The following is a 26,057-nucleotide window of genomic DNA, read 5'->3' on the forward strand; positions in this document are numbered from 1 at the left end:
CTACGTTCGGGCGCCCGCCCTCCGGAGCCGTTCGGCGGCGGTTCGCACCGCGTCGGCCACCTCGACGGGCTCGAGCACCTCGAACTCACAGCCCGGCATGGCCAGGTAGAGCGCCATCACGTCCGGGTCGTCGGCACCGGTGGTCAGGATGCAGGTGTCGGGTCCGTCCGCTTCGATGTGCACCGACGCCGACGAGAAGGTCTGCGCCACAACATCACGTGCGGCGAAGTACCGCACGCGCGCCACATACCGGTACGGCGAACTGGTGATGGCGCGCTGCACGTACTGCGCCGCGTCGGGGGCGTCGCGGGGGGTGAAGGTGCTGCCCAGCGCCCGGACGTCGGCCATCCGGTCCAGGCGCAGGCTGCGCCAGTCCTGCTTGTCGCGGTCATAGGACAGCAGGTACCAGCGCCGGCCGGTGGTGACCAGCTGATAGGGCTCCAACCGGCGTGCGGTGACGTTGCCCCGGATATCGGTGTAGCCGGTGTTGACGTGCTCGTGGTCGCGGCAGGCCCGGGCCAGGGTCATCAGCACCTCGGGGTCCACCGGCACGTCCTTGCTGGTCGGGGTCAGCGTCACCGTGGTCTCGTGCACGGCGGCCACCTGTGAACGCAGCCGCGCCGGCATCACCTGGTCCAGCTTGGACAGCGCGCGCAACGCCGACTCCCCCACCCCGGCGACGCTGCCGCCGGCGGCCAGCCGCAGGCAGACCGCCATCGCCACGGCCTCCTCGGGATCCAGCAGCAGCGGTGGCAGCGCCGCGCCGGCGCCCAGCTGGTAGCCCCCGCCGTGTCCCGTGCTGGCGTGCACCGGATACCCCAGGTCACGCAGCCGTTCGACATCACGGCGCACGCTGCGGGTGGTGACCGCCAGGCGCTCGGCCAGTTCCTCGGAGGTCCACACCCGCCGGGACTGCAGGAGGCCGAGAAGCTGCAGGACGCGGGCGGTGGTTTCGGACATGTCCACAGTGTGCCGAACTTTTAGGACAGAACCTGTCCTAGATAGGTGTCAGAGTGATCTCATGAACACCGACCTGCTCGCCGACCAGCTGGATTTCCACTGGTCCCACCAGCTGCGACCCCGGCTGGACGGCCTCTCCGACGACGAGTACTTCTGGCAGCCGGTGCCCGACTGCTGGACCGTGCACCCCGACGGTGGCGTCGACTTCGTCTATCCCGAGCCCACGCCCACCCCGTTGACCACCATCGCCTGGCGGCTGGCCCACGTGATCATCGGCGTCTTCGCGATGCGCAACCACTCGCATTTCGGCGGCCCAGCCGCGGACTACGAGAGCTGGCCCTACGCCACCGACGCCGCGACCGCGCTGACCCAGCTGGACACCGAATACCAGCGGTGGACGGCCGGGGTGCGTGCGCTCTCCGATGACGATCTGAACCGCCCGTGCGGACCGGCCGAGGGCCCGTACGCCGATGAACCGATGTCCGTGCTGGTGCTGCACATCAACCGTGAAGTCATCCATCACGGCGCCGAAATCGCTCTGCTCCGAGATCTGTACACCCATATGAAGGAGAACTGACATGCCCGCAATGCCCCCGCCGATCGCTGATGAGCGCGCCGGCCTCAAGGAGTACGTCGCCGCCCAGCAGTACGCGTTCCACGCCATCGCCTTCGGGCTCACCGATGAGCAGGCGCGTTCCGCGCCGTCGGTCAGCTCGCTGTCGATCGGCGGGTTGATCAAGCACGTCACGTCGTGCCAGGCCGGGTGGATGGAACGGGTGGCGGCCGCCCCGGACATGACCGAGGGTGACAAGCGGCCGATGGAGGAGCAGGCCGCCGACTACGGCGACGAGTTCGTCATGGGCGAGGACGAGACACTGGCGCAGATCCTGGCGAAGTTCGATGAGCAGAACGCCGAGACCATCCGTCTGATCGAGACAGCGGATCTCGGTGCGGCCGTGCCGATTCCGCAGCACGTGCCGTGGTTTCCGAAGGACGTACCGGCGTGGTCGGTGCGCTGGGTGATCTTCCACATGATCGAGGAGCTGGCCCGCCACGCCGGTCAGGGCGACATCGTCCGGGAGAGCATCGACGGCGCGACGCTCTATGAACTGCTGGCCGGTCTGGAGGACTGGGAGCCGTCCCCGTGGCTGACGCCGTGGGGCAAGGAAGCCGTTTCCTAGACGCGCCCTGTTTGGTGGCGAAACTCGCGTACCCGGGGTTCTCACGGCCCAACCAACCCCGGGTACGCGAGTTTCGCCACGCTAGGGACGACCATCCCAGCCGCGGGCGAGCAACACTGCGCTGGCGTGCGCGACGATCTGCGCGCCGCGGTCTTCCTTGACGACGCGGATGAGGTTCCACTGCATCCGTTGCAGTTCCCGACCGACCCACACATCACGGGCATACACCGTGCGATCGGTCAGATGCTGTTCCCCGTCGTACTCGACACCGACCTTGTATTTCTCCCACACCATGTCGAGACGCTTGATGTAGCGGCCGTCGGCGGTGTACACGACGAACTGCGTAGTCGGCCTGGGCAATCCGGCGTCAACGAACAGCGTGCGCAGCCAGCTCTCCTGGGGAGACTCGGCGCCTCCATCGACGTGAGGCAGAACCTCTCGAAGGTTGACCAGACCGCGCGCACGCGGGTGCACCTTGGTCAACAGCATGACGTCTTCGACCGCAAACGGTGACGTGTTCATCAGCGCGTCCAGGTGAGCGATCGCGGGGACCCGCGGAAGCCGCCGGGCGATGTCGAACGCCGTGCGGGCCGTCGTCGTCACGGGGATACCACGCACCGTCGTCGACTCGCACGCCCGCAAGGTCTCCTCCCGGCCCTTGAGGCCCGGCTGAGGCCGACAGCGGCCGACGACGTCGATGGTCACGTCATCATCGATCCACTTCGCGCCGTGCAACGCGGCCGCCGCGGGCCCGGCGATCACGGCCTTCGGCACCACCAGACGGGCCGCGGCGATCCGTTCGAACAGCGTTGGCCGGTGATCTTTCAGAAGGTAGACACCGCGGAAGACGGGCCTGTAGCGGTGGCGCAGTTGGTCCGGGGTGAGTAGGCCGCCGGCCAACGCGTCAGCTCCGAGAATGGGAATGGCCATGTCTTGTTGGACGCAGCAGGGCCGAAATCGGCTCCACTCAAGTTGGCGAAACTCGCGTACCCGGGCCTCAAGACCCATCGCGAGCCCCGGGTACGCGAGTTTCGCCGCAGAAAAGGGGGGGTCAGCGGAAGAAGGCCAGCGCGGAATCCACCACGACGTCGAGGTCATCGCCCAGGGCGCCGGAGAGCCACTGCTGGGCCAGCTCGGCCATCGCCCCGGTGTACAGCGCCGCGCCGATGCGCGTCGCGACCGGATCCGAGCCCGGGTGCAGTCGTGAACCCTCCTCCAGCACCGCGGCGAGCAACGCGTCCTGCAGCGCCGCCCGGCGCGCGGTCAGCACCGGGTTCGCGCGGGCATCGGTGAACAGCACGCGCCCGCGTCGCGGGTCGGCGGAGCTGAAGCCGAGCACCGCCGCCATCCCGGCCCGGGTGCGCGCGGTCGGTGACTCGCCGACCGCCGTGATCGCCGCGTCCACCTCGACCGCGAGCTCGGTGGACACCTTGTCGAACACGGCACCCAGCAGCTCGTCGGTGTCGGCGAAGCTCTCGTAGAAGTAGCGGGTGTTCAAGCCGCAGGCCCGGCAGACCGATCGCACCGTCAGCGCAGCCTCACCGCCGTCGCCGAACAGCGCGTAGGCAGCGTCGATCAGGAGCCCGCGCCGCTCGGCGCGCCGGTCGATCAGAGCGACACCAGCCCACCGAGTCATCCGCTCAGACTAGTTCTGGTCACGGCCGTAGCCAAAGGCTATTCTGGCTACAGATGTGACCAGAAAGACGTGACCAGATAAGGGGCTCGGCGTGGACATGCCGCACCAGGCGCTCGAGCAGATGCTGCAGCGCAAGTTCGACCAGGACATCCGCAAGCACTACTTCCGCGGCATGGAGTTCGCCGAACCGGCGGGCGATCCTGGCTGGTTCGGGCCGGGCAGCGCGGTCTGGCACGTGCACTCCCACACCGAGGCGCTGATCTTCGGGCTGCAGTGCGCGGCCTACATCGAGCGCCTCGACCCGTCCATCTACTGGATGGGCATGCACCATTCCCGGTTGGTGAAGCGCGATGACCAGGGCAACGCGATCCCGGTCATCGACCCCAAGGGCGCCGCGGTGCGGCTCGGGCATTCCATCGCCTTCTTCATCGGCACCGCGTACGGCAACACCGAGACCGCCGAGCGGATGGCCAAGATCGTGCGCTCGATGCACCACACCATCAAGGGCACCCGCCCCGACGGCGCGGTCTATGACGCCGACGATCCGGACTGGCTGCGCTGGAACTACGCCACCGTGGTGTGGGGCATCGCGACCGCGCACGAGATCTATCACCCGAACCCGTTGCGCGGTAAGAAGCTCGACCGCTACTACGGCGAGTTCATCCGCGTCGGGCACGCCCTGGGCGGCACCGACCTGCCCACCACCAAGGCCGAGACCCTGGAGTGCCTGCACTCCTATCTGCCGCGCCTGGCGCTCACCCACGGGGCGGCGATGGCCACCGGCTCCAACCTGCCGATGCCGCAGGCCGCGGTGGACTGGGCCATCCGCGACACCATGCCCACGTGGGCCAAGCAGCTGATCGGGCATACCAACCCGAATCCCCTCGAACGGGCGGCCCGGCGTGCCACCGTCTGGTCGGTCATCAACGGTCTGCACACCGCGGCAGGCGCCACCCCGGAGTTCCGCCAGGCCCAGGCCCGGGTGGCGGACGGCACCACCTGCGAGCACACCGAACCGGCATACGTGCTGGGTAGCGACCCCACACTGAGCCGCGACGCCATCGAGCACAGCTTCGCATAAGTGTGATGCGAGACACATTCTTGGGTGGTACCGCGGGTTTTGAGACACTGCAGGGATGAGTTCTACGCCGAAGACCAAGCACCGTGAGCCCGCAAGGCTGGATCGGGTGCCGCTGCCGGTCGAGGCCGCCCGCATCGGCGCGACGGGCTGGCAGATCACCCGCACCGGTGCCCGAGTGGCCGGAAACCTGATCGGCAAGGGTTCACTGCAGCAGAAGATCGCCAAGCAGATCCCGCAGACCTTCGCCGATCTGGGACCCACCTACGTCAAGTTCGGGCAGATCATCGCGTCCAGCCCGGGCGCCTTCGGGGAGCCGCTGAGCCGGGAGTTCCGCAGTCTGCTGGACCGGGTACCGCCGGCCAATCTGCAACAGGTGCACAAGCTCTTCAAAGAGGATCTGGGCGACACCCCGCAGAACCTGTTCAAATCGTTCGACGAAAAGCCGTTCGCCTCGGCCTCCATCGCGCAGGTGCACTATGCGACGCTGCATTCGGGCGAGGAGGTCGTGGTCAAGATCCAGCGACCGGGTATCCGCCGCCGGGTCGCCGCAGACCTGCAGATCCTCAAGCGCGGGGCGCGTCTGGTCGAGTTCGCGAAGCTCGGGCAGCGGCTCTCTGCTCAGGACGTGGTGGCCGACTTCGCCGACAACCTGGCCGAGGAACTGGACTTCCGGCTGGAGGCCCAGTCCATGGACGCCTGGGTGGCGCACATGCACGCCTCTCCGCTGGGTGCCAATATCCGTGTGCCCCAGGTGTATTGGAACCTCACCAGCGAACGCGTCCTGACGATGGAGCGCATCCAGGGGGTGCGGGTCGACGATGTCGCGGCCATCCGCAAGAAGGGCTTCGACGGCGAGCAGCTGGTGAAGGCCTTGCTGTTCAGCGTGTTCGAAGGCGGGCTGCGGCACGGCCTGTTCCACGGCGACCTGCACGCCGGCAACCTGTATGTCGACGACGACGGCAAGATCGTGTTCTTCGACTTCGGCATCATGGGCCGCATCGATCCGCGGACCCGTTGGCTGCTGCGCGAACTCGTGCACGCACTGCTGGTGAAGAAGGACCACGCGGCGGCCGGCAAGATCGTGGTGATGATGGGCGCGGTGGGAACCGTGAAACCAGAGGCCCAGGCCGCCAAGGACCTGGAGAAGTTCGCCACCCCGCTGACCATGTCGTCGCTGGGCGATATGAGCTATGCCGATATCGGCAAGCAGCTCTCCACGCTGGCCGACGCCTATGACGTCAAGTTGCCCCGTGAGCTGGTGCTGATCGGCAAGCAGTTCCTCTACGTGGAGCGGTACATGAAGCTGCTCGCGCCGCGCTGGCAGATGATGAGCGACCCGCAGCTCACCGGATACTTCGCCAACTTCATGGTCGAGGTCAGCAGGGAGCACAAGGCGGGCCAGGAGTGATTGCCCGCACCGGCACCGCCAAGTCCGGCGATCTGGACATCGTCTACGAGGATTTCGGCAACGAGGATGACCCGGCGGTCCTACTGATCATGGGTCTCGGCGCGCAGCTCGTGTTGTGGCGCAAGGATTTCTGCGAGAAGCTGGTCAACCAGGGCCTGCGCGTCATCCGCTTCGACAACCGCGATGTCGGGTTGTCCTCGAAGCTGCCCGGCGCGCACAGCGGCGCCCCGCTGATCCCCCGGATGGCGCGCTCACTCGTGGGCGTCAAGAGCCCGGCCGCCTACACCCTGGAAGACATGGCCGATGACACCGCCGCGCTGCTCGACCACCTCGGACTCGACCGGGCGCATGTGGTGGGCGGCTCGATGGGCGGGATGATCGCCCAGGTGTTCGCCGCCCGGCATGCCGCCAGGACGCGGTCTCTCGGGGTGATCTTCTCCTCCAACAACCGGGCGCTGCTGCCACCGCCGGGCCCCCGTCAGCTGCTGGCGCTGCTGCAGAAGCCCGCCGACACCAGCCGGGACGCGGTGATCGCGAACACGATCCGGATGACGCGCATCATCGGCAGCCCCGGCTTCCCGGTGCCCGAGGACAAGGCGCGCGCCGACGCCATCGAGAGCTACGAGCGGTCCTACTGCCCGGCCGGGGTGGGCAGGCAGTTCGCGGCCATCCTGGGCAGCGGCAGCCTGCTGCCCTACAACCGTCAGACCAGTGCGCCGACGGTGGTCATCCACGGCAAGGCCGACAAGCTGATGCGCCCGTCCGGTGGCCGCGCGATCGCCCGGGCCATTCCCGGGGCACGGCTGGTGCTCTTCGACGGCATGGGACATGAACTGCCAGAACCGCTCTGGGATGACATCATCGGCGAGCTCAAGTCGAACTTCTCGGTCTGAGGCGCCCTCACCCCGAGCCCCGGTTGGCGTCGGTGAGCGTCGTCAGCGCGAGCGCGCAGGTCTTGAGGGCGACCGTCGACACGTGCCCGCCGAAGAACGTGGCCACCACCGCGTCGACGACCGGCTGCGCCCGGTGGAGCACATCGCGTCCCGCGTCGGTCAGCTCCGCCCACGTCGACCTGCGGTCCTCCGGCACGGATTCTCGTCGCACCCAGCCGCACTTCTCCATCCTGGTCACCAGCCGTGTGGTGCCGCTGCGCGAGATCATCAGCTCGGCAGCCAAGGTGCCCATCCGCAGCCGTCCGCCCGCGCGGTGCAACGCATCCAGGACCTCGCGTTCGACATAGACGATGCCCACGCCGGCGCGCAGGTGCTCGTTGAGCGCGGCGACCAGCAGCGAATCCGCGCGGTACAGCGCACGCCAGGCCGCCAGCTGATCGGTGGTCGCCGGGAAATTGCCGCTCTCGGTCACGGGGCGCCTCGCATACCGGCGGTGGCGTGCCGACGGGCATGCGCGACAGCCTCTTCCAGCGTCTCGATCAGGTGGTTCTCGTGGCGCAGCGAGGCGATGATGCCGATGTTGGCGAGCAGGTCCCGGTGCTCGGGTCGGACGCCCTTGATGATGACGGTGATTCCCCGCGATTCGAGTTCCTCGGCGATGCATGCCAGCGTGTGCGCTCCGGTGGCGTCGAGCATGCCGAGTTGGGACAGCGCGATGATCACCACCCTCGCCTCCGCGTGGGAAGCATCGAGAATCTCGGTCGAAATACGTTCCGCCGCACCGAAGAACATCGCTCCGTCCAGCCGTAGCAGGACGATGTGCTCATCGCCGGGCTGATGGGGGTACGGGAGGTCCTCGCGGCGGACACCGCTGCGCCGCGCCACGGCGGCCAGCGCGAAGACCGCCGTCACGACGATCCCGATCTCGACGGCCTGCACAAGGTCGAAGCAGACGGTGACGACCGCGGTGATCGTGAACGAGGCGGCGGCAGCACGGCTGGACCGGATGATCCTGACGATGATCCGCCACGAGATCATCCGGACCGCCGTCACCATCAGCACCGCGGCCAACGCCGCCAGCGGAATCGCACCGACCGGGCCGCTGACGAGGTACACCACTCCGAGCAACAGGATCGAGTGCGTGATCGCCGCCATCCGGGTTCGCGCACCGGATCTGACGTTGACCGCGGTGCGCGCGATCGCGCCGGTTGCCGGCATGCCGCCGAACAGCCCGGAGGCCACCGAGGCCAGGCCCTGCCCCACCAGTTCGCGGTTGGGGTCATAGCTGCCGGCCTCCGACATCGTGGCCGCGACCCGCGCCGACAGCAGTGATTCGATGGCCGCCAGCGCCGCAATGGCCAGTGCCGCCCCCAGCAGGCTGTGCACCGTGGCGATATCTGCCTGCGGCCATACCGGGGTCGGCAGCTGTGAGGGCAGCACCCCGATGCGGGCGGTCGTCATACCCGCCACCGATGCCAGGACGGTGACGGCCGCGACCGCCACCAACGACGCCGGGATCGCCGGATGCAATCGCGGCAGGGTCACCATGGCCACGACGACGACGGCCACCACCACGAGGGCGGGGCGGATCGTGGCGGCGTCGGCGTCGATCAGCACCTGCGCCGCGGCGACCAGGGGGCGCTGGCCTTCCGGTACGGATTGTCCGATTGCCGAGGGGATCTGCTGCAGGAAGATGATGACCGCGATACCGAGGGTGAAGCCCTCGATGACGGGCCACGGGATGAAGGTCACCGATCGGCCCAGCCCACTGACGCCGGCAAGGACGACGATGACGCCCGCCAACGCCGTCACGACCGCGACACTGCCCACCCCGTACTGGGCGACGATGGGGGCCAGTACGACCGCCATCGCGCCGGTCGGCCCGGACACCTGGACATGCGAGCCACCGAAGACGGCGGCCACCACTCCGGCCACCACGGCGGTCACCAGACCGGCCGCCGCACCCACCCCGGAGCTGATCCCGAACGCCAGCGCCAGCGGCAGCGCCACCACCCCGACGGTCACACCGGCGAGCACGTCGCGTCGCCAAGACCGTTGCAGCCCGGCGTAGTCGCGGCGATGCGGCAGCAGCGGCAGCACCCGGTCGCGGAGGGCGCGGGGTGTCACGGGGAGGTGCCGATGGGGGGCAGCAATCCGATGACATCGAGCTGGTCGCGTCGCGCGGAGAGCGTGTCCGTCAGAAAGATCCGGGCGATGACGAGCAGCTCGGCGATCTTGGGATGGGCGAGCTCGTAGAACACCGCGTTACCGACCCGCTGTCCGCGGACCACGTGGTGGCGCTTGAGGACGGCCAGGTGCTGGGAAAGCTGCGTCGGCTCGATATCGCTGTCGGACAGGATCGCACTCACCGGTGTCGGGGTGGGGCTGGTGGACAAGATCTCCAGCACCCGGATCCGCGCCGGGTGCGCGAGCGCCTTGAACAGATTGGCCTTGATCTCGTACAACGGCTGTTCGGGACCCCCGGACAAGCTGTCCATCACCCGTCACCACTCTCACAACTTGATGGATTGCAATAATTCGCAATCCATCATACCAAGAGCTAAGCTCGCCGAAATGCGGACCGATCAGAGCTCCCCCACGACGCCACGGCCGTGGCAGTACATCACCTACTGCTACGGCAAACGCCTGCCCGATTCGATGCGCCAATGGGTGGCCAACGACCTGGCCGGCCCGGGAGCCACCATCCGTATGATGTGCCGGGTCGCCGTGCCGGCCATCGCGATCCTGGCTCCGATCTGGTTCATCCCCATGTCGCTGTACCTGCACGTGAGCATGACGTTGCCGATCTTCATCCCGTTCGTCTTCTTCTCCCACGCCCTGAACAAGGTGTGGCGCCGGCACATGCTGGCCAAGCACGGCCTCAATCCCTACCTCGTCGACGCGATCTCGCGGGAACGCAATGCGCACGTGCACCAGGCCTACGCCGAACGCTATGGACCCCGATCGGGGCCCGCCGGCAGCCACGACATCTGACATCTCGCAGCCCTCGATCGCGAAGGGCGAGGCGCACGCTGCGCCCGCTGGGTTCGGGTTCACCGTGACCCGTCTCGCCGGCACCCCGCGCGGAGGCTGGACCTGTGGGCCGAGGCGCTACAGTCTCTTAAGAGCGAAGTCCGGGAACGGGCTTCCGGGGGCTGCATCGACGATGATCGGCTCACGATGACGACGTATTAGACGACAACTGAAGGTTCGACTCCACCGACGGTCAAGACGTGGCCCGAGCTGGGATTTATGACACGCTGCAGGCGTCCCGAGTGACCGGGCTCACTGCGGGTAAGGTCTCCACCGAGTGGACACCCGCACCCGGTGGACGCCGCAGTGCACCATCGAGAAGGGCAATCGCTTCCATGTCTGACAACTCAACCAGTACTGCGGATATGCGGCCTCACTTCGAGGACATCCAGGCTCATTACGATTTGTCGGACGACTTCTTCGGCGTCTTCCAGGATCCGACCCGCAAGTACAGCTGCGCCTACTTCACCGGGCCCTACGTGACGCTGTCCGAGGCTCAGATCGCCAACGTCGACCAGCACCTCGACCAACTGAATCTCAAGCCCGGCATGACGCTGCTGGAAGTCGGCTGCGGCTGGGGACTCACCTTGCAGCGCGCGATGGAGAAGTACGACGTCAACGTCATCGGATTGACGCTGAGCAAGAACCAGCAGGCGTACTGCGAGCAGCTCCTGAGCAAGATCGACACCGACCGAAAGTTCGACGTGCGCCTGGAGGGCTGGGAGCAGTTCGTGGGCTCCGTCGACGCGATCGTCTCCATCGAGGCGTTCGAACACTTCGGCTTCGAACGCTACGACGCCTTCTTCCAGACCTGCTTCAACAGCCTGCCGTCCGGCGGCCGGATGACCATCCAGAGCAGCTGCGGCTACCACCCCAACGAGATGGCGGCCCGCGGGAAGAAACTGACCTTCGAGTTGGCACGCTTCGCCAAGTTCATGATCGACACGATCTTCCCCGGCGGACGCATCCCGAGCACCCAGATGATGGTGGACCACGGCATCAAGGCCGGCTTCACCGTTCCCGAGGTGATGTCGCTGCGCAACCACTACATCAAAACCCTCGGCATCTGGGCCGCCCGCCTGGAGCACAACAAGGACCAGGCGATCGCCGCGGCCGGCGAGCAGCACTACAACGACTACATGCGATACCTGACCGGCTGCCAGTACTACTTCGTCGACGAGGCGATCGACGTCAGCCTGGTCACCTACGCCAAGCCATAGCTTTTCCGTTGCGCGGCAGCGGTATTCGCATTCGATGTGACATGCGCTGATGCGCATCGTCGGCGTGCTACTGCTCCTGCTCGCGGCCGGCGCCCTGGTGGCCCGGTACGTGCCGGCCACCAACCGTGCATTGCTGGTGATGGCCGCGCTATCGCCCTACCTGATGCTCGGTGCGCCGCTGGGGGCGCTGGCGTTCGCGCTGTCCCGGCACTGGACGCTGGTGTCGGTCGCCGCGGTGCTGACCGTCGCGGTGCTGGCGGTGCAGCTGCCCTGGTACATCGGCAGCCCAGACCCCGATACCGGGACCACGCTGCGGTTCGTCTCGGCCAACCTGCTGCTCGGTGAGGCCGAGCCCGCGGCGATAGCCGCGCTGGCCGCCGAGCACGCCGACATCCTCGCCGTGCAGGAGCTCACCCCCGAACTCGCCGCGGCCCTGTCCCCCGCCCTGGCACGGGACTTTCCCCATTCGGCGCTGCGACCGCGGGAGCGGGCGGCCGGCGTCGGGCTGTGGAGCAGGTACCCGATCATCACCTCCGGAAGCGACGAGAGTTTCAGCCGCGGGTTGATCTACGCAAGGGTCCAGGTGCCCGACACCGACTTCGCGACGACGGTGGTTTCCACCCACATGCCGCCGCCGCGCTCGGCCTTCGATTCCTGGCGCAGCGACATCGCTCGACTGGGGCCGGCGCTGCACGAGTTGCCGCCCGACGGCCCGGTCGTCGTCGGGGGCGACCTCAACGCCACGCCCGACGTCCGTGAATTCCGTCAACTTCTGCGCGACGGCTACCGCGACGGCGCGGCGCAGGCGGGGGCCGGCCTGACCCGCACCCACCCGAGCAATGTCATCATCCCGCCGCTGCTGGCGGTCGACCACATCATGACGCGCAATGCGTCCGTGACGTCGCTGCGGACCGTGGAGGTGGCCGGTTCCGATCACCTGGCGCTGGCCGCGACCGTGGTGTTGCACTGAGTTCAACGAATGTGGTTGGCCGACAGGGTAGTCGGCGCCGCGGCGCCGGTTCGGCCGTCGAAGAGTATCTACAGCAACGTCAATATGAGACCTCGTAACGAACGACCGCGCACCGTTGCCGCCAGCTTCGGCGGCCGCCGCGATGTAGCAAACGACCGGCTTGAGCGGAACCGCCCGTCCGTTCCGCAACCCTTGTAGCAGCCTCAATCGACGGATCTGCCAATTCGAGCAAACTTCGCGTCACCCGACTGCGGCTACGGCCGCCCGCCAGCGAACACACATCGACAAGGCCAAACTCGCTCCGGCGCGCAGTTTCCAGCGAATTGAGGCACTTTCCACGCGCAATTCGAACGCGGACAATGCGTGCCGAACAGAATGCGGAGAGGGAGCGCGAATTTTAAGAATATTGCCTTGTACTGCGCAAACGCGTTGACAGAGGACTCGGAGCCGGTAATGTCCAGCCCATCTTTTCGGTGCACTGAGGGGGAAAATGTCTACCATCGCTCTGAAAATCAATTCCGGGGTCGCTGCGGGTCTCATTTGTGCCGCAGCAACGCTGTCGCCGGTGACCACCGCCAACGCAGACACCGGCATCGCGACCGCAGGCACGCTGGGTTCGCAGGTCGGGTCCGCGCAGTGCGTGCCGAGTGCGACTACGCCGTGCGATCCCATCGGGTTGCCCACGGCCGCCGCCGTGGCGGCGGCCGACCCCACCTTCCCGGACAGCCTCATCCAGAATGACTTCTGGTGGCTGGGCCGCGCGAACCCGAATGCGCCGCCCCGGTCCGACATCCTGGTCTTCACGCCCATGAGCTTGGTGCCGGGTTTTCTCAAGCCGCTTTACGGCTGGTTCACCGCCAATTGGGACCTGGAGGTCTGCGTCTTCGGCCTCACGGCAACGCTGGGGCCGTACGGGACGACGACGGTCTCCGTCGGTCGCGGCTGCAACTAGCCGGCAGCCCCGTGGTGGGCCACCACCTCGCGCCAATACTGTTGGCCCATAGCTGAATCGCGCTCCTACCGAGCGATCCTCACGATCGGCCCTTGCCGCTGCCTGGTTTGCGCCGGCCCGCGGACAACAACGATCGCCACCATGCTGCGCGCGAACCCGTATATGCGCGACACTGCCCCGCCGCGCACAGTGCGCAATCCGACCCCGGGCGATAGTGCTCATGCGCGGCTCTGTCATGGCCGCACCGACATCTCTCGCTGGACACGTGCTGAATCTACGCCGTTCACAACGGGACTCGCCGCAACCGCCCCGAAGCGTTGCGGGATGCGCCCTTTCGGGGCGCTCTCCGATTGTTACGTTCGCGACCGTCGATCTACAGCAACGTCAATAAAGCAACAGCCAACCACTGCGGCACCGAGCCTGGCGCTAATTGTGAGCCGACGGTTCTGGTGATCCGCCATTGCTGGCCACGAACACCACGACCTCGCATGATCCGAGAAGCGTGCAGGTAAGGCACGCACTGACGTTCAATCACAGCTACGGATGCAGCTATCCACACCGCGAATACCTGACACCGATCAGCAAACTTTGGCAAACAACAGGAACAGCCACCGTCGGCGCGAGTATTCACGCTCGTTAGGTGTGCCGGATTTGCGTGAATCCATTGCCCGAACGTGAACGTGGCGTTACCTCCGCTGGGGACAAAACATAGCCCGCTAGCTGCGGCGATGTTATTGACAGCGTCGTCACAGCATGTAATGCTTTCCCCAACTTCAGGCCCGTACTAGGGGGACAAATGTCAGCGATCGCTCGCAAGATAAATATCGGCCTCGCCGCCGGCGCCATGGCCGCCGCAGCAACGCTCACGCCGATTACCGTCGCCCAGGCGGACACCACTACCTTCGCCGTCAGCACTGTCGGCTCACAGATCGGGGCGGCTCAGTGCGTGCCGACCGCGGCCACACCCTGCGTACCAATGGCCGCCGCCAACCTGCAGTCGGCCAATGCCACGCCGGGCAGCATCATCCAAAGCATTTTCCAGAACGATCTGTGGTGGATCGGGCGCGCCAACCCGACGCCACCCCCGCGGGCCGACGTCCTGGTGTTCACCCCGATCAGCCTGATCCCCGGATTCCTCAAGCCGGTGTATGGCTGGTTCACCCAGAATCTCAACTTCGAAGTGTGCGTCCTGGGCGGATCGGTGAAGGTCGGACCGTACGGCACCACAACCGTTTCCGTCGGACGAGGCTGCAACTAGCTTGACCTCTGCACCGAATCTGATTTCATCGGCGCGGATCCGTTGCCCGGGTCCGCGCCGATTTCATAGGGAAGCCCACTGAGTGCAGAAAATTCAACACTCCGACGGTGACGACCGTCGGCCCGAAGCTGACGATCACGACGAACACCATCCCAAGCTCGGGGTGGTGTTCACTCGTCGCCGGAAACAAGTACTGATCGGCAGTTTGGTGGCGATGGCAGTGGCGGCCGCTCTAGGTGGCTGGCTCGCCAAGAACGGCGTGGATGCCAAAGGCAGTCTCGAAGCCGCGCGCACCAACGCGCAGCAGGCCAAAGAAGCGCTGGAGCAGGGCAATTCTCAGGACGCAGTGCGCTTCGCCGACCACGCGCAGTTCAACGCACAGCAGGCACGCGATGCCACCCACTCCCTTCCGTGGAGCATCGCGTCGGCTATTCCTTGGCTCGGCAGCCCCTTCGAGACCGGGCGGCAGATCTCCGATGTGGTCCTCGGCCTGGCGACCGACGTCCTCAGACCCGCTGCAGAGGCCGGCACGGCGCTTTCACCAGATCGCTTGATCGACGGCAGCCGTGTCGACGTGAAACTGCTGCGATCCGAAGAGCCCAATCTCAGCCAGCTTGCGGAGGCTGCGAACAGACTCGATGCTGAGGCCCAAGCGATCTCAGATCCTAGCTATGTTGCGGTCCTTCGCGATGCGCGCGCCCAGTTGCAGGATCAGACCGCCGAGATAACCGGCCTGCTGGAGAACACCGCGTTGGCGGCGCGTCTCGCTCCATCCATGATGGGTGCCGACGGCCCCCGGACATACTTCATGGGTTTCCAGACCAATGCCGAGGCGCGTGGGACCGGCGGGCTACTGGGCGGGTTCGGCGTCCTGCGATTCGACAACGGTGCCGCCACTGTGGATACGCTCGGCGCAAACACCGACCTCGACATGCAGTTCACTCCCGTCGATCTCGGCGCTGAGTTCAACGAGACATATGGGTATGCCAATCCGTTCGGAGATTTCCGCAACAGCAACCTGAGCTCACACTTTCCCTATGCTGCGCAGATCTGGAAATCCATGTGGGCACAGCAGACTGGGATGAATGTCGACGGAGTGATCGCTCTGGACCCATTCGCTTTGAGCTACGTGCTGGGCGCAATAGGGCCTGTGATCATGCCCGACGGCGAGGAAGTCACTAAAGATAACGTCGTTGAACTGACCGAATCCACTGCGTATGCTCGTTTTCCCGCCGATCAGGCGGCCCGCAAACAGTATTTGCAGGACATCGCCAGCGCGGTCGTCCAGAAGATGACCGCCTCGTCGGGTTCACCCCGAGCACTGCTCTCGGCGCTGGGAAAGGCTGCGGGAGAGGGCCGCGTCGCTGTCTGGAGCGCGGCGCCTGGGGAACAAGAGCTGCTCGAGCAGACGCCGCTGGCACACATCGTCCCCGACGATGCCGCACCCTACGCCGAAGTCGTCATCAACAATCTGGGCGGCAACAAGATGGACTACTACCTCGAACGAGAGATCGAGTACGTGGCCGACAACTGCGATGGCGAGACCAGGATGTCGACCGTCACCGTGCGGTTGACCAATGCAACACCGGATTCGCCGCTTCCCGACTACGTGGCGGGATCGCCGGGCGTTAATCCGGAGCTTCCGCTCAACGTGCCGAGCGGTTCCATGATCACCTCGGTTCGGCTCCTCGGAACCACGGGAGCAACGCTTGAGAGCGCGCTCTCCAACGGAGAGAAAATCTCGGTCTTCACTGGAACAGAACGCAATCACCCAACATTCGAGGTCCAGGTCGCCATTCCGCCGGGCCAGTCTGGCGAATTGACCTTTCGACTGTCAGAGCCCACAAACCCAGGCGAGCCTCGGGTACCGATTCAGCCCCTTGTGGACCCCCTCGCTCCCGTAGTATCGGTCCCCGTATGTTCCTAAATAATCAAGTCGCACAATGCAAAAAGCGGGCTCGTCAGATCGACTACAAACGTCGAAGTGACGTGTGATGGAGGGGTCGCATTGAACTTGCACGACTACTTGAAGCTTCTTCGTTCCCGGTGGGTGACAGTCTGCGTAACCATCGCGGTCACACTGGCGGCCGCAGTTGCGTATACCTTGTTAACAACCCCGCTATACCAAGCCTCGACGCGACTGTTCGTCTCAACTACTGCGGGTTCTTCACTTGCTGAGACCTATCAAGGCAATCGCTTCTCGCAGGAGCGCGTGATCTCCTATGCCGAATTACTTATGGGTGAAACTCTTGCTCAGCGAACCATTGACAAGCTCGATCTCGACATGACCGCAGCCGACCTACAGGCAAACGTGAAGGCAAGTTCAAAACAAGATACCGTACTGATCAATGTTCGCGTCAACGACAAATCACCTGTGCAGGCGCGCGATATTGCCAACACTCTCTCCGACGAATTTGTAACGATGATCCGGGAACTAGAAACTCCGGAAGACGGCTCCATACCAGACTCACGTGTTGTTGTTGAACAGCGTGCCTCAATTCCCACCACACCTGTGGTTCCCAAGACCACCCGAAATATCGCGATGGGTCTGGCACTCGGCGTCGTGCTTGGATTTGGTTTAGCACTCCTCCGCGACATGCTGGATAGCAGCGTTAAGAAGCGCGAAACTCTCGAAGAGATTACTGGATCCGGCATCGTTGGCAGCGTTCCGCTCGACAAGGAGCGTCGCAAAGACCCAGCCATTGTTTTCGATTCGGACAATTCGCCTATCGCGGAGGCGTTCCGCAAGGCCCGAACCAACCTGCAATTCTTGGCAGTCGACAGCCCACCGCGTGTCATCGTTCTAACCAGTTCCATGCCGGCTGAAGGAAAGTCGACCACCGCAATAAATCTCGCGCTTTCTCTCGCAGAGGCCGAGCACAACGTAGTACTCGTGGATGGTGACCTTCGTCGGCCGATGTTGCACAAGTATCTCGACCTTGTGGGCACGGTCGGCTTCAGTACCGTGCTTAGCGGACAGGTCTCGCTATCCGAAGCACTCCAAAAGACGCAGTTTCCCGGCTTGTCCGTGCTGACGTCCGGGGCGATCCCGCCCAATCCAAGCGAGCTTTTGGGTTCTGAGTCTGCGCGTAAGATTCTCCACGAATTGCGGGCTGAGTTCGACTACGTGATTGTAGATTCTACTCCTTTGCTTGCAGTTACAGATGCTGCGATCCTGTCGGCGGGAGCCGACGGCGTTTTGATTATCGCCCGTTACGGTCGGACAAAGCGCGAGCAGCTGACGCACGCCATAGGCAGTCTCCGAGATGTCGATGCGCAACTGCTGGGGTCCATGTTCACGATGGTCCCGACACGCGGCAGTTCGTCGTACAACTACAGCTACAAGTACTACGGCGACGAACCTGAGCATCGCCCGCGGAAATCTATCGCGGCGCCAGCCGAGCTGACCACAGGTTCGCCTACCACCGATGTTGCAGAGCAGATCTCAGATGAGCGCAAACGCGAATCAGCCGAATAGGCAGGACGTTATCGCTCTATCGCAGTCCGCAAGCCGCCTGACAAACGGAGAGTAGCCGGTGAAGATCGCCATCCTAGGATTGGGGTATGTCGGCATCACCGCCGCCGCGTGCCTAGCTAGTCAAGGGCACGAGGTCATCGGCGTTGATCCGAACACGACGAAGGTCGAAGCCGTACTCGACGGACGGTCTCCGGTAACCGAACCCGAGGTGGACGCCCTAATAGCCGAGGCACGCGCGAACGGTCGAATTACGGCAAATACATCGCTCACTCCAGAGATTGCTGAATGTGAACTCGTCATAGTCTGCGTAGGCACACCAAGCGCGGTCGACGGTTCACACAACATGACGTTCATCGCCGAAGTTTCGCGTCAACTTGCAGAGATCGTGAAAGCAAATCCACGCGGCAACGTTACGGTCGCCTACCGGTCGACCATACGCCCGGGGACCATGGAAGAACTTATACAGCCGATCATTGATGGTGTGCTTGGCGACCGCTCTCCCGAGATCGAACTCGTCTACAACCCCGAGTTTCTGCGCGAGTCGACGGCCGTCAGAGACTTCTTCGCGCCACCAAAGATCGTCATTGGCACCAAGACTGGTGAGCCATGCGCCACGCTCGACAAGATCAATGTCGGCATCGATGCACCCACCTTCTATGTGAAGTACCGCGAAAGTGAAATAACCAAGTTCGTGGACAACACATTCCATGCGCTCAAGACGGTGTTCGCGAACGAAATCGGTCGCGTGTGCGCCCAATTGGACATCAGCGCTGCGGAAGTACACAGAATCTTCGTCTCCGACACGAAGCTCAACATCTCGCCGTACTACCTTCGCCCCGGCGGCGCTTTCGGGGGGTCGTGCCTTCCAAAGGATGTAAGGGCTCTGCAGCATATTTCGCGGATCGCGGGAGGGTATACCCACCTGATCGATTCGCTTGTGGCGTCGAACGAGGCGCACAAATCCTTCCTCTTTGACTATTCGACAAGAGGTTTAGCGCACGGCGCGCGAGTTCTTCTGTTGGGTATCGCCTTCAAGAACAAGAGTGACGACCTCCGCGAGAGCCCGAATGTCGACCTTGCCCGGATGCTGCTGACTGCGGGATATCAGTTGTCCATCTTTGACCCACACGTCGAACCCCAGAATCTGATGGGTCAGAACCTCGGCGTCCTGTCGAACTCACCGTTCATCCGACAGTTGCTGGTCGATCGAGCGATTGTCGAGAACACCGCGTGGGATCTGGTCATCGATTCGCGGAGTTCTGCCGGCGACTACGCGCTGACGGCAAGCCGCGTAGTCGACATCAATCGGCTGGCCTAGCAACTCAACCGTAGGAAGGGAGAGCACATTGAGCGAGATTCAGTTGCCGCGCGCAATGAAGTGCGACGCTACACCGCAGCCGCTGCGTATTGCTCTGGTATACAGCAGGATCCCTTTCCCAATGATGCGCGGCGACCAGATGACAGTGGCGCACCTCATTAGTTTCCTTGCTGCCCGAGGGCACGTCGTTGACCTGTACACGCTCGCAGTGGACGGCGAGCTGGATGTCGACCAAGAACGCTGGCTGAAGCGGTCATGTCGGGCTCTGCACATCTACCCGCAGCCACGACGATCGAAGGCAGCAGGCCTGGTCCTCGGTTCGCTGTCGCTTCTGCCGTTCCAGGTCAGTATTTTCCGCAATACAGCCATGAATCGCGATCTCGAACAGGCGATCAGTTCTGATGAATACGACATCGTCTACTGCTACTATCCACGCACCTCATCCGCCGTGCCGAGATGGGTCAAATACGATCCGAGGACCGTCTCGTTCCTGGCGTTACAGCTGTCACAGACTCTGAACACCAAGAGGATGGCCCGATATGAGCCAGGTCGATTCAAGCGCCTGGTGTACAGGGTAGAGACGCAATTGATGGGCCGTTTCGAATCAAGGGTCTGGCAGGATTTCAACCGAGTCGTTTTGATCGGGCCAGCAGATGTCGAAGCGGTCAAACAACAGTGCCGAAATCGAGGCAAGTCAGAGATCGACAATTGGGTGTACGGCGCGCACGGAACCGACACCGACAAGTACGTGCCGGCTGTGCCAAACGAGATTGTTCCCGGCCGCGTGATCTTCTCCGGGTCGATGTTGTACCCGCCGAACATCCAAGCGGTGCTCTGGTTTGTCAAGCACGTGTGGCCGCTGGTTAGGGCCCAAGTTCCGGAAGCCACGTTCGTCGTGCAGGGACGAGATCCGTCCCCCAAAATCCTTGAACTTGATGGACATGACGGGATCTGGGTCACGGGAACAGTGCCTGATGTCGGAGTGCTGATCCGGTCTGCCCAAGTTTGCGTCAATCCGATGCTCGCGGCAGGCGGGATGCAGAACAAGCTCATCGAGTACATGGCGTGCAACAAGGCCGTTGTCGCATCAGCAGTCGCAAATGAGGGAGTTCGCGCTCCCCAGGAAGCGCTGGTGATTGCCCATAACCCTAAGTCCTTTGCCTCCGAGGTCGTTCGTCTGCTGCTGGACCGAGACGAGGCCGAGCGACTGGGATCAGCGGCACGAAGTTACGTCCTGTCCGAATGGACTTGGGAGAAGCACTTCTTGGACCTGGAGTCGGAGTTCCACATTGCGCTAGACGAAAAGCAAGACAAGAGAGCCCACTCTGCTGTCAGACAACGCAGTCAACGGTAGAGCTTCAATGCTGCAAACTGTGGCACTGCGCTACAGCGGAATCGCGCTTCAGTTCGGAATTCTGCTGGTTCTCGCTCGGAATCTGAGCGCCGAGGACTACGGCCGCTACATGCTCGTATTAAGCGCAGTGCTGCCTACCTATTTCCTGCTCGGCTTTGGGCTGTCGGAGAGTTTCGTCCGTGATGCTTCCCGACTGGCGGAGAGGCGCAACGCCGACGCTGTCAAACCTCTAGCCGGCGCAGTGCTGTTGGTGAGCATCGGCTGTGCTCTCGGAGTAGCAATTATCGGATCGCTGCTCTATCTGTCTCTGCCCCTGTCTGTTCCAACCAGTACCGTGCTCGCGTTTGCAGTTGCCTTCTTCATCGCAAACGGACTGATGTTTAATTCGGCCCAGCTTCTACTCGGAACCGGATCTGAGACGCTCGGCGCATTCTTCTTCTATCCGGCAGTGAACATCAGCTTGGCGCTCAGTGCCGCACCCTACGTGCTGGCTTCGGGAGAACCAACACTCACAGGAGTGGCCGCGACCACGTCCGCAGCAGCTTTGATTATTGCAATCGCTGCAGTCGTAGTCGCGTTCAAACGAACACGACCGCGGCGGCCGAGTCGCGGTGATATCAACCAGCTGGCCAGGACTGGAATCCGACTTTCACTTGCCCGCGCGCTGTATGCAGCCGGGCTATGGTTGCCGATATTTATTGCGGGCGTATTGCTTTCACCTGCGCAGGCAGGATACCTCGGCACCGCCAGCAGGCTGGCCGTCGCGATCGGAGCCATTATGGCGGCGGTTCGATTCGCGATACGTCCGGCGATCGCACGTGCCTTCGAACGGCAGGACCGACACGCAATAAAACTAGCGTGTGGAAAGGCCGCAACAGCCACACTGTGTGTCTCGATCATCGCTCTTGCCGTTAGTATCCCGATGGGTGAAACCTTGATCTCAGCGACCTTCGGCAGCACATTTGCGCCAGCCGCCACGCTACTGACGATACTGCTCATTGCGATCGTGATCGAAGCAGCAGCCGGTCCAGTCGATGAAGTCCTCAAGATGACCGGACAAGAGCGTCGAGTCGTCAGCATCTTCTTTATTGCAGTGCCGCTCGCCACGGCAGCGTTGATTGTGGCCGCGCACCAGGGAGTTACAGCGATGGCATGGGTCCAGGTCGGTTATACCTTCGTCGTGTTCGCTGCGATGGTCGTGTTAGTGCGGCGGCACAGCGGAATCTGGGTTCACCCCGTTCTTCCTACATCCCTGATACGCCGCAATCGCAGCCGGCAAGTTTCGAGAATAGGAGGTGACGGATGACCCGCGCAGCAGGCACGCTCGACAGCTTCGAAACACAGGGCACAGCCCGAGACCTCGACATACCGCTGGCCATCGTAATGGCGGCATGCTTCCTGCCCTATATCAACTTGGGTCCGCTGTCGGCACCATCTCAGATTCAGCCGTGGGCGGCCTTGCTCGCTTGGGGGTGGGTCGCCGTCAAAGTGTTGACGACCGGCCTGCGGATTTCAACGATTCAGTGGATACTCCTGGCCTTCGCGCTTTGGTTCATGCTCTTCGTCTACGCCGGCGAGGGATTCGAGCTCGAGACCTACTTCCGCCGTTCCGCAGCATTCCTGCTCAGCGCCGGAATCTTCCTTGCTGGACAGCACTTAACGCCGGCCACACTTTGGAAGGCGCTCAAACTCACGCTTCCGTTATGGCTGTTGTTCGCGGTGCTGCGGTACGTAAGTTCGAGCCTGTACTTCGACCTTGTTACTCCCTTGGTACCCACCGTCGTCGATTCCACGGAGCGAGGCACATCAAGCCTTGCACCTGAAGCGACGGACTTCGGATTCACGATGGCAGTCATGTTGGTGCTTTGCATGATCACTCGGCGTCGTCTGGTGGAGGAAGGCGTCGCCACAGAGAAGTGGCCCTTGTGGGTGGCGACTGCCGGCGCCCTGTTGTCGCAGTCCGGCACCGGCTATTTGGGTCTTGCCTTAATTGGGGTCCTCTACCTCTTAACGCGACCGCCAGGCCGCTACGGTAGGCCTGCACAGATAGTGGCTGCAATCCTTGTGGCTTTGTCCGCGTTCGTTTTGTTGGGGGCCGTGTCGTCAAGCACTGTTAGAGGCATTGATCTCTTACGGACGGCGCTTTACTCACCAAATGCCCTGATGGACACGACGTTGTCCTACCGGGTGGCGCACAACGCCGTCGGATTCCTGGGAATGGTGGATACTGACCTACGAGGATACGGCGCTGGCGCGTTCGTAAACGAGGCTCCAGGCGTCTACTCGCGCCATTCACTCGGGAACACCCTCGACCTAAACCTCTACTACGAGTCCGCCGTCCCAGCGACGTTGAGCCAATCACCTGTTTCACATTTCGCGGTAATCATGCTGGAATTTGGCATCATCGGAATTGCCTACATTTTTGTCGTATTCGGATTCGCAGTTAAATCTGAAATTCCATTCAAAGCGATCGCAGTCGCTGTACTTATCACAACTTGGGCCAACAGTTTCGGGGCCTCGTGGCCACCATTCTGGGTCTTAATCGGAGTTATGATGAGCCCTTACTTCCGGGCAAGGGTAGCGCCACTAACTGCTGATTCGAAAATTTCTCAGCATAGACCTGCTCCGCCTAGGGAAAAATGATCAATAGTCCGGTCGCGCGATTCGGATATGTATACGGCTTGGATGGCCTACGTCTTTTAGCCGTATTGATCGTAGTAATCCGGCATTACGAAGTCGTCATGGTGCTTCCTGGCGGCCTCGGTGTGTCGATTTTTTTCTTCATCAGTGGCTTCCTGATCAGCCGATTACTGCTGGCGGAAGAACATAAGTCCAATCGCCCTATCTTACTCAAGCCCTTCTACATAAGGCGTTTCATAAGACTGCTGCCGCCCCTTTTGCTTATGGGAGTGGTGTGCGTCCCCCTGCTCTTCATTTTCTATCCTGCCGATTTCTCGCTAATTCAGATCGCCCTCTCATTCGTCTATCTGGGCAATATAGTTAAATTCGGCGCGCTTGTATGGGGCTGGCCGGAGGGATACCAGGCGATCGAACCTTTGTGGAGCCTAGCGGTAGAGGAGCATTTCTATCTCCTACTTCCACCAGCGCTCTTACTCTTCAAATCCATGCGGTCGCGAATTGGGCTCTTCCGACTTAGCAGGGGCGGAGCCTGGTTCTGGATGGCGCTCGCCGTGATTGGCGGGTGCAGGCCCACCGTACGCGGCGGCGTTGATTGTCTGGTGTTCTGAATCCGAACGCGATGCGGCCGACGTGTTTGACGATTCTGTTGAAGCCCTCGCTGCGGGCGTTGGACAGCCCGGTGGTGATGGCCAGGATCATCGGTTCCTGCCACGCTGAGATGGTTTCGGCGAGCTTGACGATCTCGGGCACCGAGCACGCCGCGCAGAACGTGTAGAACCGGTACAGCGCGTCACGGATCTCATAGCGCAGACCGCCACGGTCGGTGCAGGCCAGCACGTCTCGCAGCAGCTCCTTGGCGATCCAGGCCGCCGCGATGTCCCCGTTGGGGTCCGCGCAGGTCAGTTTCTCGAACAGCGTGTGTCGTTGATCGTCGGTGAGACGCTCGGCCGCGCGCAGTAGCCGGCGGCGGTTGATCCACTCCGGATCGCTCTTGTGCCCGCGGCGGCCGCGGTAGGCCTGGGTGACGCGGCGGCGAACCCGATCAACCATCTCGTTGGCCTTCTTCACGAGATGAAAGCGATCCACGATCAGCTTCGCGTGCGGCAAGGCCTCGCGGGCGGCCTTGGCGTAGGCCCCTGACATGTCGATCGCGACGAACTCGATGCCGTCCCTCCACGCCTGGTCGCGCTGGGTGAGCCAGTCGGTGACCGGCTGCGCGGCACGGCCGTTGACCTGGACCAGCAACCCGGCTCTTCCGACTTAGCAGGGGCGGAGCCTGGTTCTGGATGGCGCTCGCCGTGATTGGCGGGTGCAGGCCCACCGTACGCGGCGGCGTTGATTGTCTGGTGTTCTGAATCCGAACGCGATGCGGCCGACGTGTTTGACGATTCTGTTGAAGCCCTCGCTGCGGGCGTTGGACAGCCCGGTGGTGATGGCCAGGATCATCGGTTCCTGCCACGCTGAGATGGTTTCGGCGAGCTTGACGATCTCGGGCACCGAGCACGCCGCGCAGAACGTGTAGAACCGGTACAGCGCGTCACGGATCTCATAGCGCAGACCGCCACGGTCGGTGCAGGCCAGCACGTCTCGCAGCAGCTCCTTGGCGATCCAGGCCGCCGCGATGTCCCCGTTGGGGTCCGCGCAGGTCAGTTTCTCGAACAGCGTGTGTCGTTGATCGTCGGTGAGACGCTCGGCCGCGCGCAGTAGCCGGCGGCGGTTGATCCACTCCGGATCGCTCTTGTGCCCGCGGCGGCCGCGGTAGGCCTGGGTGACGCGGCGGCGAACCCGATCAACCATCTCGTTGGCCTTCTTCACGAGATGAAAGCGATCCACGATCAGCTTCGCGTGCGGCAAGGCCTCGCGGGCGGCCTTGGCGTAGGCCCCTGACATGTCGATCGCGACGAACTCGATGCCGTCCCTCCACGCCTGGTCGCGCTGGGTGAGCCAGTCGGTGACCGGCTGCGCGGCACGGCCGTTGACCTGGACCAGCAACCCGCCGGTGCCGGTGATGTCGACCAGGCCGCTGTCCCAGCGGTCCACCCACGCGCGGGCCCCGGTCTCCGAGCAGGTCTCCCACTTGGCCTTCCCGCGGCGGGTCTCATCGATGCCCAGCACCCGCACCGGGGGCGGTTCACCGGCCAGGACCGGGTCGGCGGTGGCGATCACCGCGTCATGGCAGGTGTTCCAGCTACAGCCATACGCGGCGGCGACCGCGGTGACCGAGCGGTCGTCGTCGAGGACCGCCAGGGCCATCTCTGCCTTGGCTCGTACCGTCACCCGCGCCCGCGGCGGGACCGACGGCGTGGACTCAGTGAACGACTTCCGACCGCAGGAGGCGTTGGTGCACAACCACTTCCGTTTGTGCCACACGATCAACGGCCGGTCCGCACCGATCCTGACGTCTCGGGGCCGAGTCGTGACCCAACCCCTCGACCGCAACGATCTGGTTCGGCAGTCCGGGCAGATCCCGACCCACTCGAGCGCTGTGCCGACGTGAACGACGCGGACATCGCTGTCATCGACCTGCACGGACTCCACGGTGATGCCGTCGAGTCCAAGCAGCAGGGAACCACTATTGTCAGACATGCTCGCGCCTTTGCTCTGGATGCGTAGAGAACACCCAGTTGACAAGGGCGCGAGCCCTCAATCAGTCACCGACACGAACCCAATCGGTC

23 protein-coding genes and 2 pseudogenes are annotated in these 26,057 nt (G+C 63.5%); 17 read left to right on the forward strand and 8 right to left on the reverse strand.

Features of this window, described 5'->3' with window-relative positions:
* Nucleotides 1–960: a helix-turn-helix transcriptional regulator gene (locus tag EXE63_RS09670; RefSeq protein WP_168141766.1), complete on the reverse strand. Its 960-nt coding sequence runs from the start codon at nucleotides 958–960 to the stop codon at nucleotides 1–3.
* 61 nt (nucleotides 961–1,021) lie between these two features.
* Between EXE63_RS09670 and EXE63_RS09675 the strand changes: the two genes are divergently transcribed.
* Both EXE63_RS09675 and EXE63_RS09680 read left to right on the forward strand, forming a co-directional pair.
* A complete protein-coding gene (locus EXE63_RS09675; RefSeq protein ID WP_168141767.1) occupies nucleotides 1,022–1,537 on the forward strand; it encodes a DinB family protein in 516 nt (171 codons plus the stop codon).
* Nucleotide 1,538: 1 nt separating this feature from the next.
* Nucleotides 1,539–2,141, forward strand: coding sequence for a DinB family protein (locus tag EXE63_RS09680; RefSeq protein ID WP_168141768.1), 603 nt, complete (start codon nucleotides 1,539–1,541; stop codon nucleotides 2,139–2,141).
* Between the two features lie 81 nt (nucleotides 2,142–2,222).
* Here the strand turns inward: EXE63_RS09680 and EXE63_RS09685 are convergent, their stop codons facing one another.
* Entirely contained in the window at nucleotides 2,223–3,071 is an 849-nt protein-coding gene (locus EXE63_RS09685; protein WP_168141769.1) for a type IV toxin-antitoxin system AbiEi family antitoxin, read from the reverse strand.
* Nucleotides 3,072–3,192: 121 nt separating this feature from the next.
* Entirely contained in the window at nucleotides 3,193–3,777 is a 585-nt protein-coding gene (locus EXE63_RS09690) for a TetR/AcrR family transcriptional regulator (RefSeq protein WP_168141770.1), read from the reverse strand.
* 91 nt (nucleotides 3,778–3,868) lie between these two features.
* On the opposite strand from EXE63_RS09690, the gene EXE63_RS09695 reads away from it, so the two are divergent.
* The 3 genes from EXE63_RS09695 to EXE63_RS09705 are packed head-to-tail and all read left to right on the forward strand — an operon-like array spanning nucleotide 3,869 to nucleotide 7,159.
* Nucleotides 3,869–4,858 (forward strand): oxygenase MpaB family protein, encoded by a 990-nt coding sequence (locus EXE63_RS09695; RefSeq protein WP_168141771.1) that lies wholly within the window; start codon nucleotides 3,869–3,871, stop codon nucleotides 4,856–4,858.
* Nucleotides 4,859–4,913: 55 nt separating this feature from the next.
* A complete protein-coding gene (locus tag EXE63_RS09700) occupies nucleotides 4,914–6,266 on the forward strand; it encodes an ABC1 kinase family protein (RefSeq protein WP_168141772.1) in 1,353 nt (450 codons plus the stop codon).
* Nucleotides 6,263–7,159, forward strand: a complete 897-nt coding sequence (locus EXE63_RS09705) for an alpha/beta fold hydrolase (protein WP_168141773.1) — start codon at nucleotides 6,263–6,265, stop codon at nucleotides 7,157–7,159. The genes EXE63_RS09700 and EXE63_RS09705 overlap by 4 nt, the downstream gene beginning before the upstream one ends.
* Nucleotides 7,160–7,166: 7 nt before the next feature.
* On the opposite strand, the gene EXE63_RS09710 is transcribed toward EXE63_RS09705, so the two are convergent.
* From EXE63_RS09710 to EXE63_RS09720, 3 genes are read right to left on the reverse strand one after another with little or no spacing between them, the layout of a single operon-like run.
* On the reverse strand, nucleotides 7,167–7,631 hold the full coding sequence (locus tag EXE63_RS09710) for a MarR family winged helix-turn-helix transcriptional regulator (protein ID WP_168141774.1): 465 nt from the start codon (nucleotides 7,629–7,631) through the stop codon (nucleotides 7,167–7,169).
* On the reverse strand, nucleotides 7,628–9,286 hold the full coding sequence (locus EXE63_RS09715) for a SulP family inorganic anion transporter (RefSeq protein WP_436277744.1): 1,659 nt from the start codon (nucleotides 9,284–9,286) through the stop codon (nucleotides 7,628–7,630). Before EXE63_RS09715 ends, EXE63_RS09710 begins: the two co-directional genes overlap by 4 nt.
* On the reverse strand, nucleotides 9,283–9,657 hold the full coding sequence (locus EXE63_RS09720) for an ArsR/SmtB family transcription factor (protein ID WP_168141775.1): 375 nt from the start codon (nucleotides 9,655–9,657) through the stop codon (nucleotides 9,283–9,285). The genes EXE63_RS09715 and EXE63_RS09720 overlap by 4 nt, the downstream gene beginning before the upstream one ends.
* A 76-nt stretch (nucleotides 9,658–9,733) precedes the next feature.
* Between EXE63_RS09720 and EXE63_RS09725 the strand changes: the two genes are divergently transcribed.
* The 12 genes from EXE63_RS09725 (at nucleotide 9,734) to EXE63_RS33455 (ending at nucleotide 23,990) form a co-directional block, all read left to right on the forward strand.
* Nucleotides 9,734–10,153 carry a DUF5313 domain-containing protein gene (locus EXE63_RS09725; protein WP_168141776.1) on the forward strand — a complete coding sequence of 140 codons (420 nt, stop codon included), beginning with the start codon at nucleotides 9,734–9,736 and terminating at the stop codon, nucleotides 10,151–10,153.
* 374 nt (nucleotides 10,154–10,527) lie between these two features.
* A complete protein-coding gene (locus EXE63_RS09730; protein WP_168141777.1) occupies nucleotides 10,528–11,412 on the forward strand; it encodes a cyclopropane mycolic acid synthase family methyltransferase in 885 nt (294 codons plus the stop codon).
* A gap of 49 nt (nucleotides 11,413–11,461) precedes the next feature.
* The gene (locus EXE63_RS09735; protein WP_168141778.1) at nucleotides 11,462–12,382 is read left to right on the forward strand and encodes an endonuclease/exonuclease/phosphatase family protein; all 921 of its coding nucleotides are present in this window, start codon (nucleotides 11,462–11,464) and stop codon (nucleotides 12,380–12,382) included.
* Nucleotides 12,383–12,947: 565 nt separating this feature from the next.
* A complete protein-coding gene (locus EXE63_RS09740) occupies nucleotides 12,948–13,334 on the forward strand; it encodes a hypothetical protein (RefSeq protein WP_168141779.1) in 387 nt (128 codons plus the stop codon).
* A 796-nt stretch (nucleotides 13,335–14,130) separates the two neighbouring features.
* Entirely contained in the window at nucleotides 14,131–14,592 is a 462-nt protein-coding gene (locus EXE63_RS09745; protein ID WP_168141780.1) for a hypothetical protein, read from the forward strand.
* A gap of 214 nt (nucleotides 14,593–14,806) precedes the next feature.
* Nucleotides 14,807–16,519 (forward strand): DUF4012 domain-containing protein, encoded by a 1,713-nt coding sequence (locus tag EXE63_RS09750; protein ID WP_168145488.1) that lies wholly within the window; start codon nucleotides 14,807–14,809, stop codon nucleotides 16,517–16,519.
* 81 nt (nucleotides 16,520–16,600) lie between these two features.
* The gene (locus tag EXE63_RS09755) at nucleotides 16,601–18,070 is read left to right on the forward strand and encodes a tyrosine-protein kinase domain-containing protein (protein WP_168141781.1); all 1,470 of its coding nucleotides are present in this window, start codon (nucleotides 16,601–16,603) and stop codon (nucleotides 18,068–18,070) included.
* A 58-nt stretch (nucleotides 18,071–18,128) separates the two neighbouring features.
* Nucleotides 18,129–19,388, forward strand: a complete 1,260-nt coding sequence (locus tag EXE63_RS09760) for a nucleotide sugar dehydrogenase (protein ID WP_168141782.1) — start codon at nucleotides 18,129–18,131, stop codon at nucleotides 19,386–19,388.
* A 28-nt stretch (nucleotides 19,389–19,416) separates the two neighbouring features.
* A complete protein-coding gene (locus EXE63_RS09765; protein ID WP_168141783.1) occupies nucleotides 19,417–20,742 on the forward strand; it encodes a glycosyltransferase in 1,326 nt (441 codons plus the stop codon).
* A gap of 19 nt (nucleotides 20,743–20,761) precedes the next feature.
* Complete coding sequence (locus EXE63_RS09770) at nucleotides 20,762–22,048, forward strand: lipopolysaccharide biosynthesis protein (protein WP_168141784.1); 1,287 nt, start codon at nucleotides 20,762–20,764, stop codon at nucleotides 22,046–22,048.
* Nucleotides 22,045–23,385 (forward strand): O-antigen ligase family protein, encoded by a 1,341-nt coding sequence (locus EXE63_RS09775; protein ID WP_168141785.1) that lies wholly within the window; start codon nucleotides 22,045–22,047, stop codon nucleotides 23,383–23,385. Before EXE63_RS09770 ends, EXE63_RS09775 begins: the two co-directional genes overlap by 4 nt.
* On the forward strand, nucleotides 23,382–23,990 hold the full coding sequence (locus EXE63_RS33455) for an acyltransferase family protein (RefSeq protein ID WP_168141786.1): 609 nt from the start codon (nucleotides 23,382–23,384) through the stop codon (nucleotides 23,988–23,990). The genes EXE63_RS09775 and EXE63_RS33455 overlap by 4 nt, the downstream gene beginning before the upstream one ends.
* Here EXE63_RS33455 and EXE63_RS09785 read toward each other — a convergent pair.
* Together EXE63_RS09785 and EXE63_RS09790 are read right to left on the reverse strand one after the other, a co-directional pair.
* A pseudogene (locus EXE63_RS09785) lies at nucleotides 23,896–24,639 on the reverse strand (ISL3 family transposase); the annotation flags it as partial. The gene EXE63_RS33455 and the pseudogene EXE63_RS09785 overlap by 95 nt on opposite strands.
* Nucleotides 24,640–24,642: 3 nt before the next feature.
* Nucleotides 24,643–26,029: pseudogene (locus EXE63_RS09790) on the reverse strand (ISL3 family transposase).
* Between the last annotated feature and the right edge of the window lie 28 nt (nucleotides 26,030–26,057).

The sequence above is a fragment of the Mycolicibacterium frederiksbergense genome (assembly GCF_012223425.1).
GTDB lineage: Bacteria > Actinomycetota > Actinomycetes > Mycobacteriales > Mycobacteriaceae > Mycobacterium > Mycobacterium frederiksbergense.

What these genes read in the sequence shown, in the direction of transcription:
- EXE63_RS09700 (WP_168141772.1), top strand. Translation starts at nt 4,914, where the DNA reads ATGAGTTCTACGCCGAAGACCAAGCACCGTGAGCCCGCAAGGCTGGAT.
- EXE63_RS09690 (WP_168141770.1), bottom strand. Translation starts at nt 3,777, where the DNA reads ATGACTCGGTGGGCTGGTGTCGCTCTGATCGACCGGCGCGCCGAGCGG.
- EXE63_RS09720 (WP_168141775.1), bottom strand. Translation starts at nt 9,657, where the DNA reads ATGGACAGCTTGTCCGGGGGTCCCGAACAGCCGTTGTACGAGATCAAG.
- EXE63_RS09680 (WP_168141768.1), top strand. Translation starts at nt 1,539, where the DNA reads ATGCCCGCAATGCCCCCGCCGATCGCTGATGAGCGCGCCGGCCTCAAG.
- EXE63_RS09670 (WP_168141766.1), bottom strand. Translation starts at nt 960, where the DNA reads ATGTCCGAAACCACCGCCCGCGTCCTGCAGCTTCTCGGCCTCCTGCAG.
- EXE63_RS09725 (WP_168141776.1), top strand. Translation starts at nt 9,734, where the DNA reads ATGCGGACCGATCAGAGCTCCCCCACGACGCCACGGCCGTGGCAGTAC.
- EXE63_RS09745 (WP_168141780.1), top strand. Translation starts at nt 14,131, where the DNA reads ATGTCAGCGATCGCTCGCAAGATAAATATCGGCCTCGCCGCCGGCGCC.
- EXE63_RS09685 (WP_168141769.1), bottom strand. Translation starts at nt 3,071, where the DNA reads ATGGCCATTCCCATTCTCGGAGCTGACGCGTTGGCCGGCGGCCTACTC.
- EXE63_RS09775 (WP_168141785.1), top strand. Translation starts at nt 22,045, where the DNA reads ATGACCCGCGCAGCAGGCACGCTCGACAGCTTCGAAACACAGGGCACA.
- EXE63_RS09735 (WP_168141778.1), top strand. Translation starts at nt 11,462, where the DNA reads ATGCGCATCGTCGGCGTGCTACTGCTCCTGCTCGCGGCCGGCGCCCTG.
- EXE63_RS09730 (WP_168141777.1), top strand. Translation starts at nt 10,528, where the DNA reads ATGTCTGACAACTCAACCAGTACTGCGGATATGCGGCCTCACTTCGAG.
- EXE63_RS09750 (WP_168145488.1), top strand. Translation starts at nt 14,807, where the DNA reads ATGGCAGTGGCGGCCGCTCTAGGTGGCTGGCTCGCCAAGAACGGCGTG.
- EXE63_RS09675 (WP_168141767.1), top strand. Translation starts at nt 1,022, where the DNA reads ATGAACACCGACCTGCTCGCCGACCAGCTGGATTTCCACTGGTCCCAC.
- EXE63_RS33455 (WP_168141786.1), top strand. Translation starts at nt 23,382, where the DNA reads ATGATCAATAGTCCGGTCGCGCGATTCGGATATGTATACGGCTTGGAT.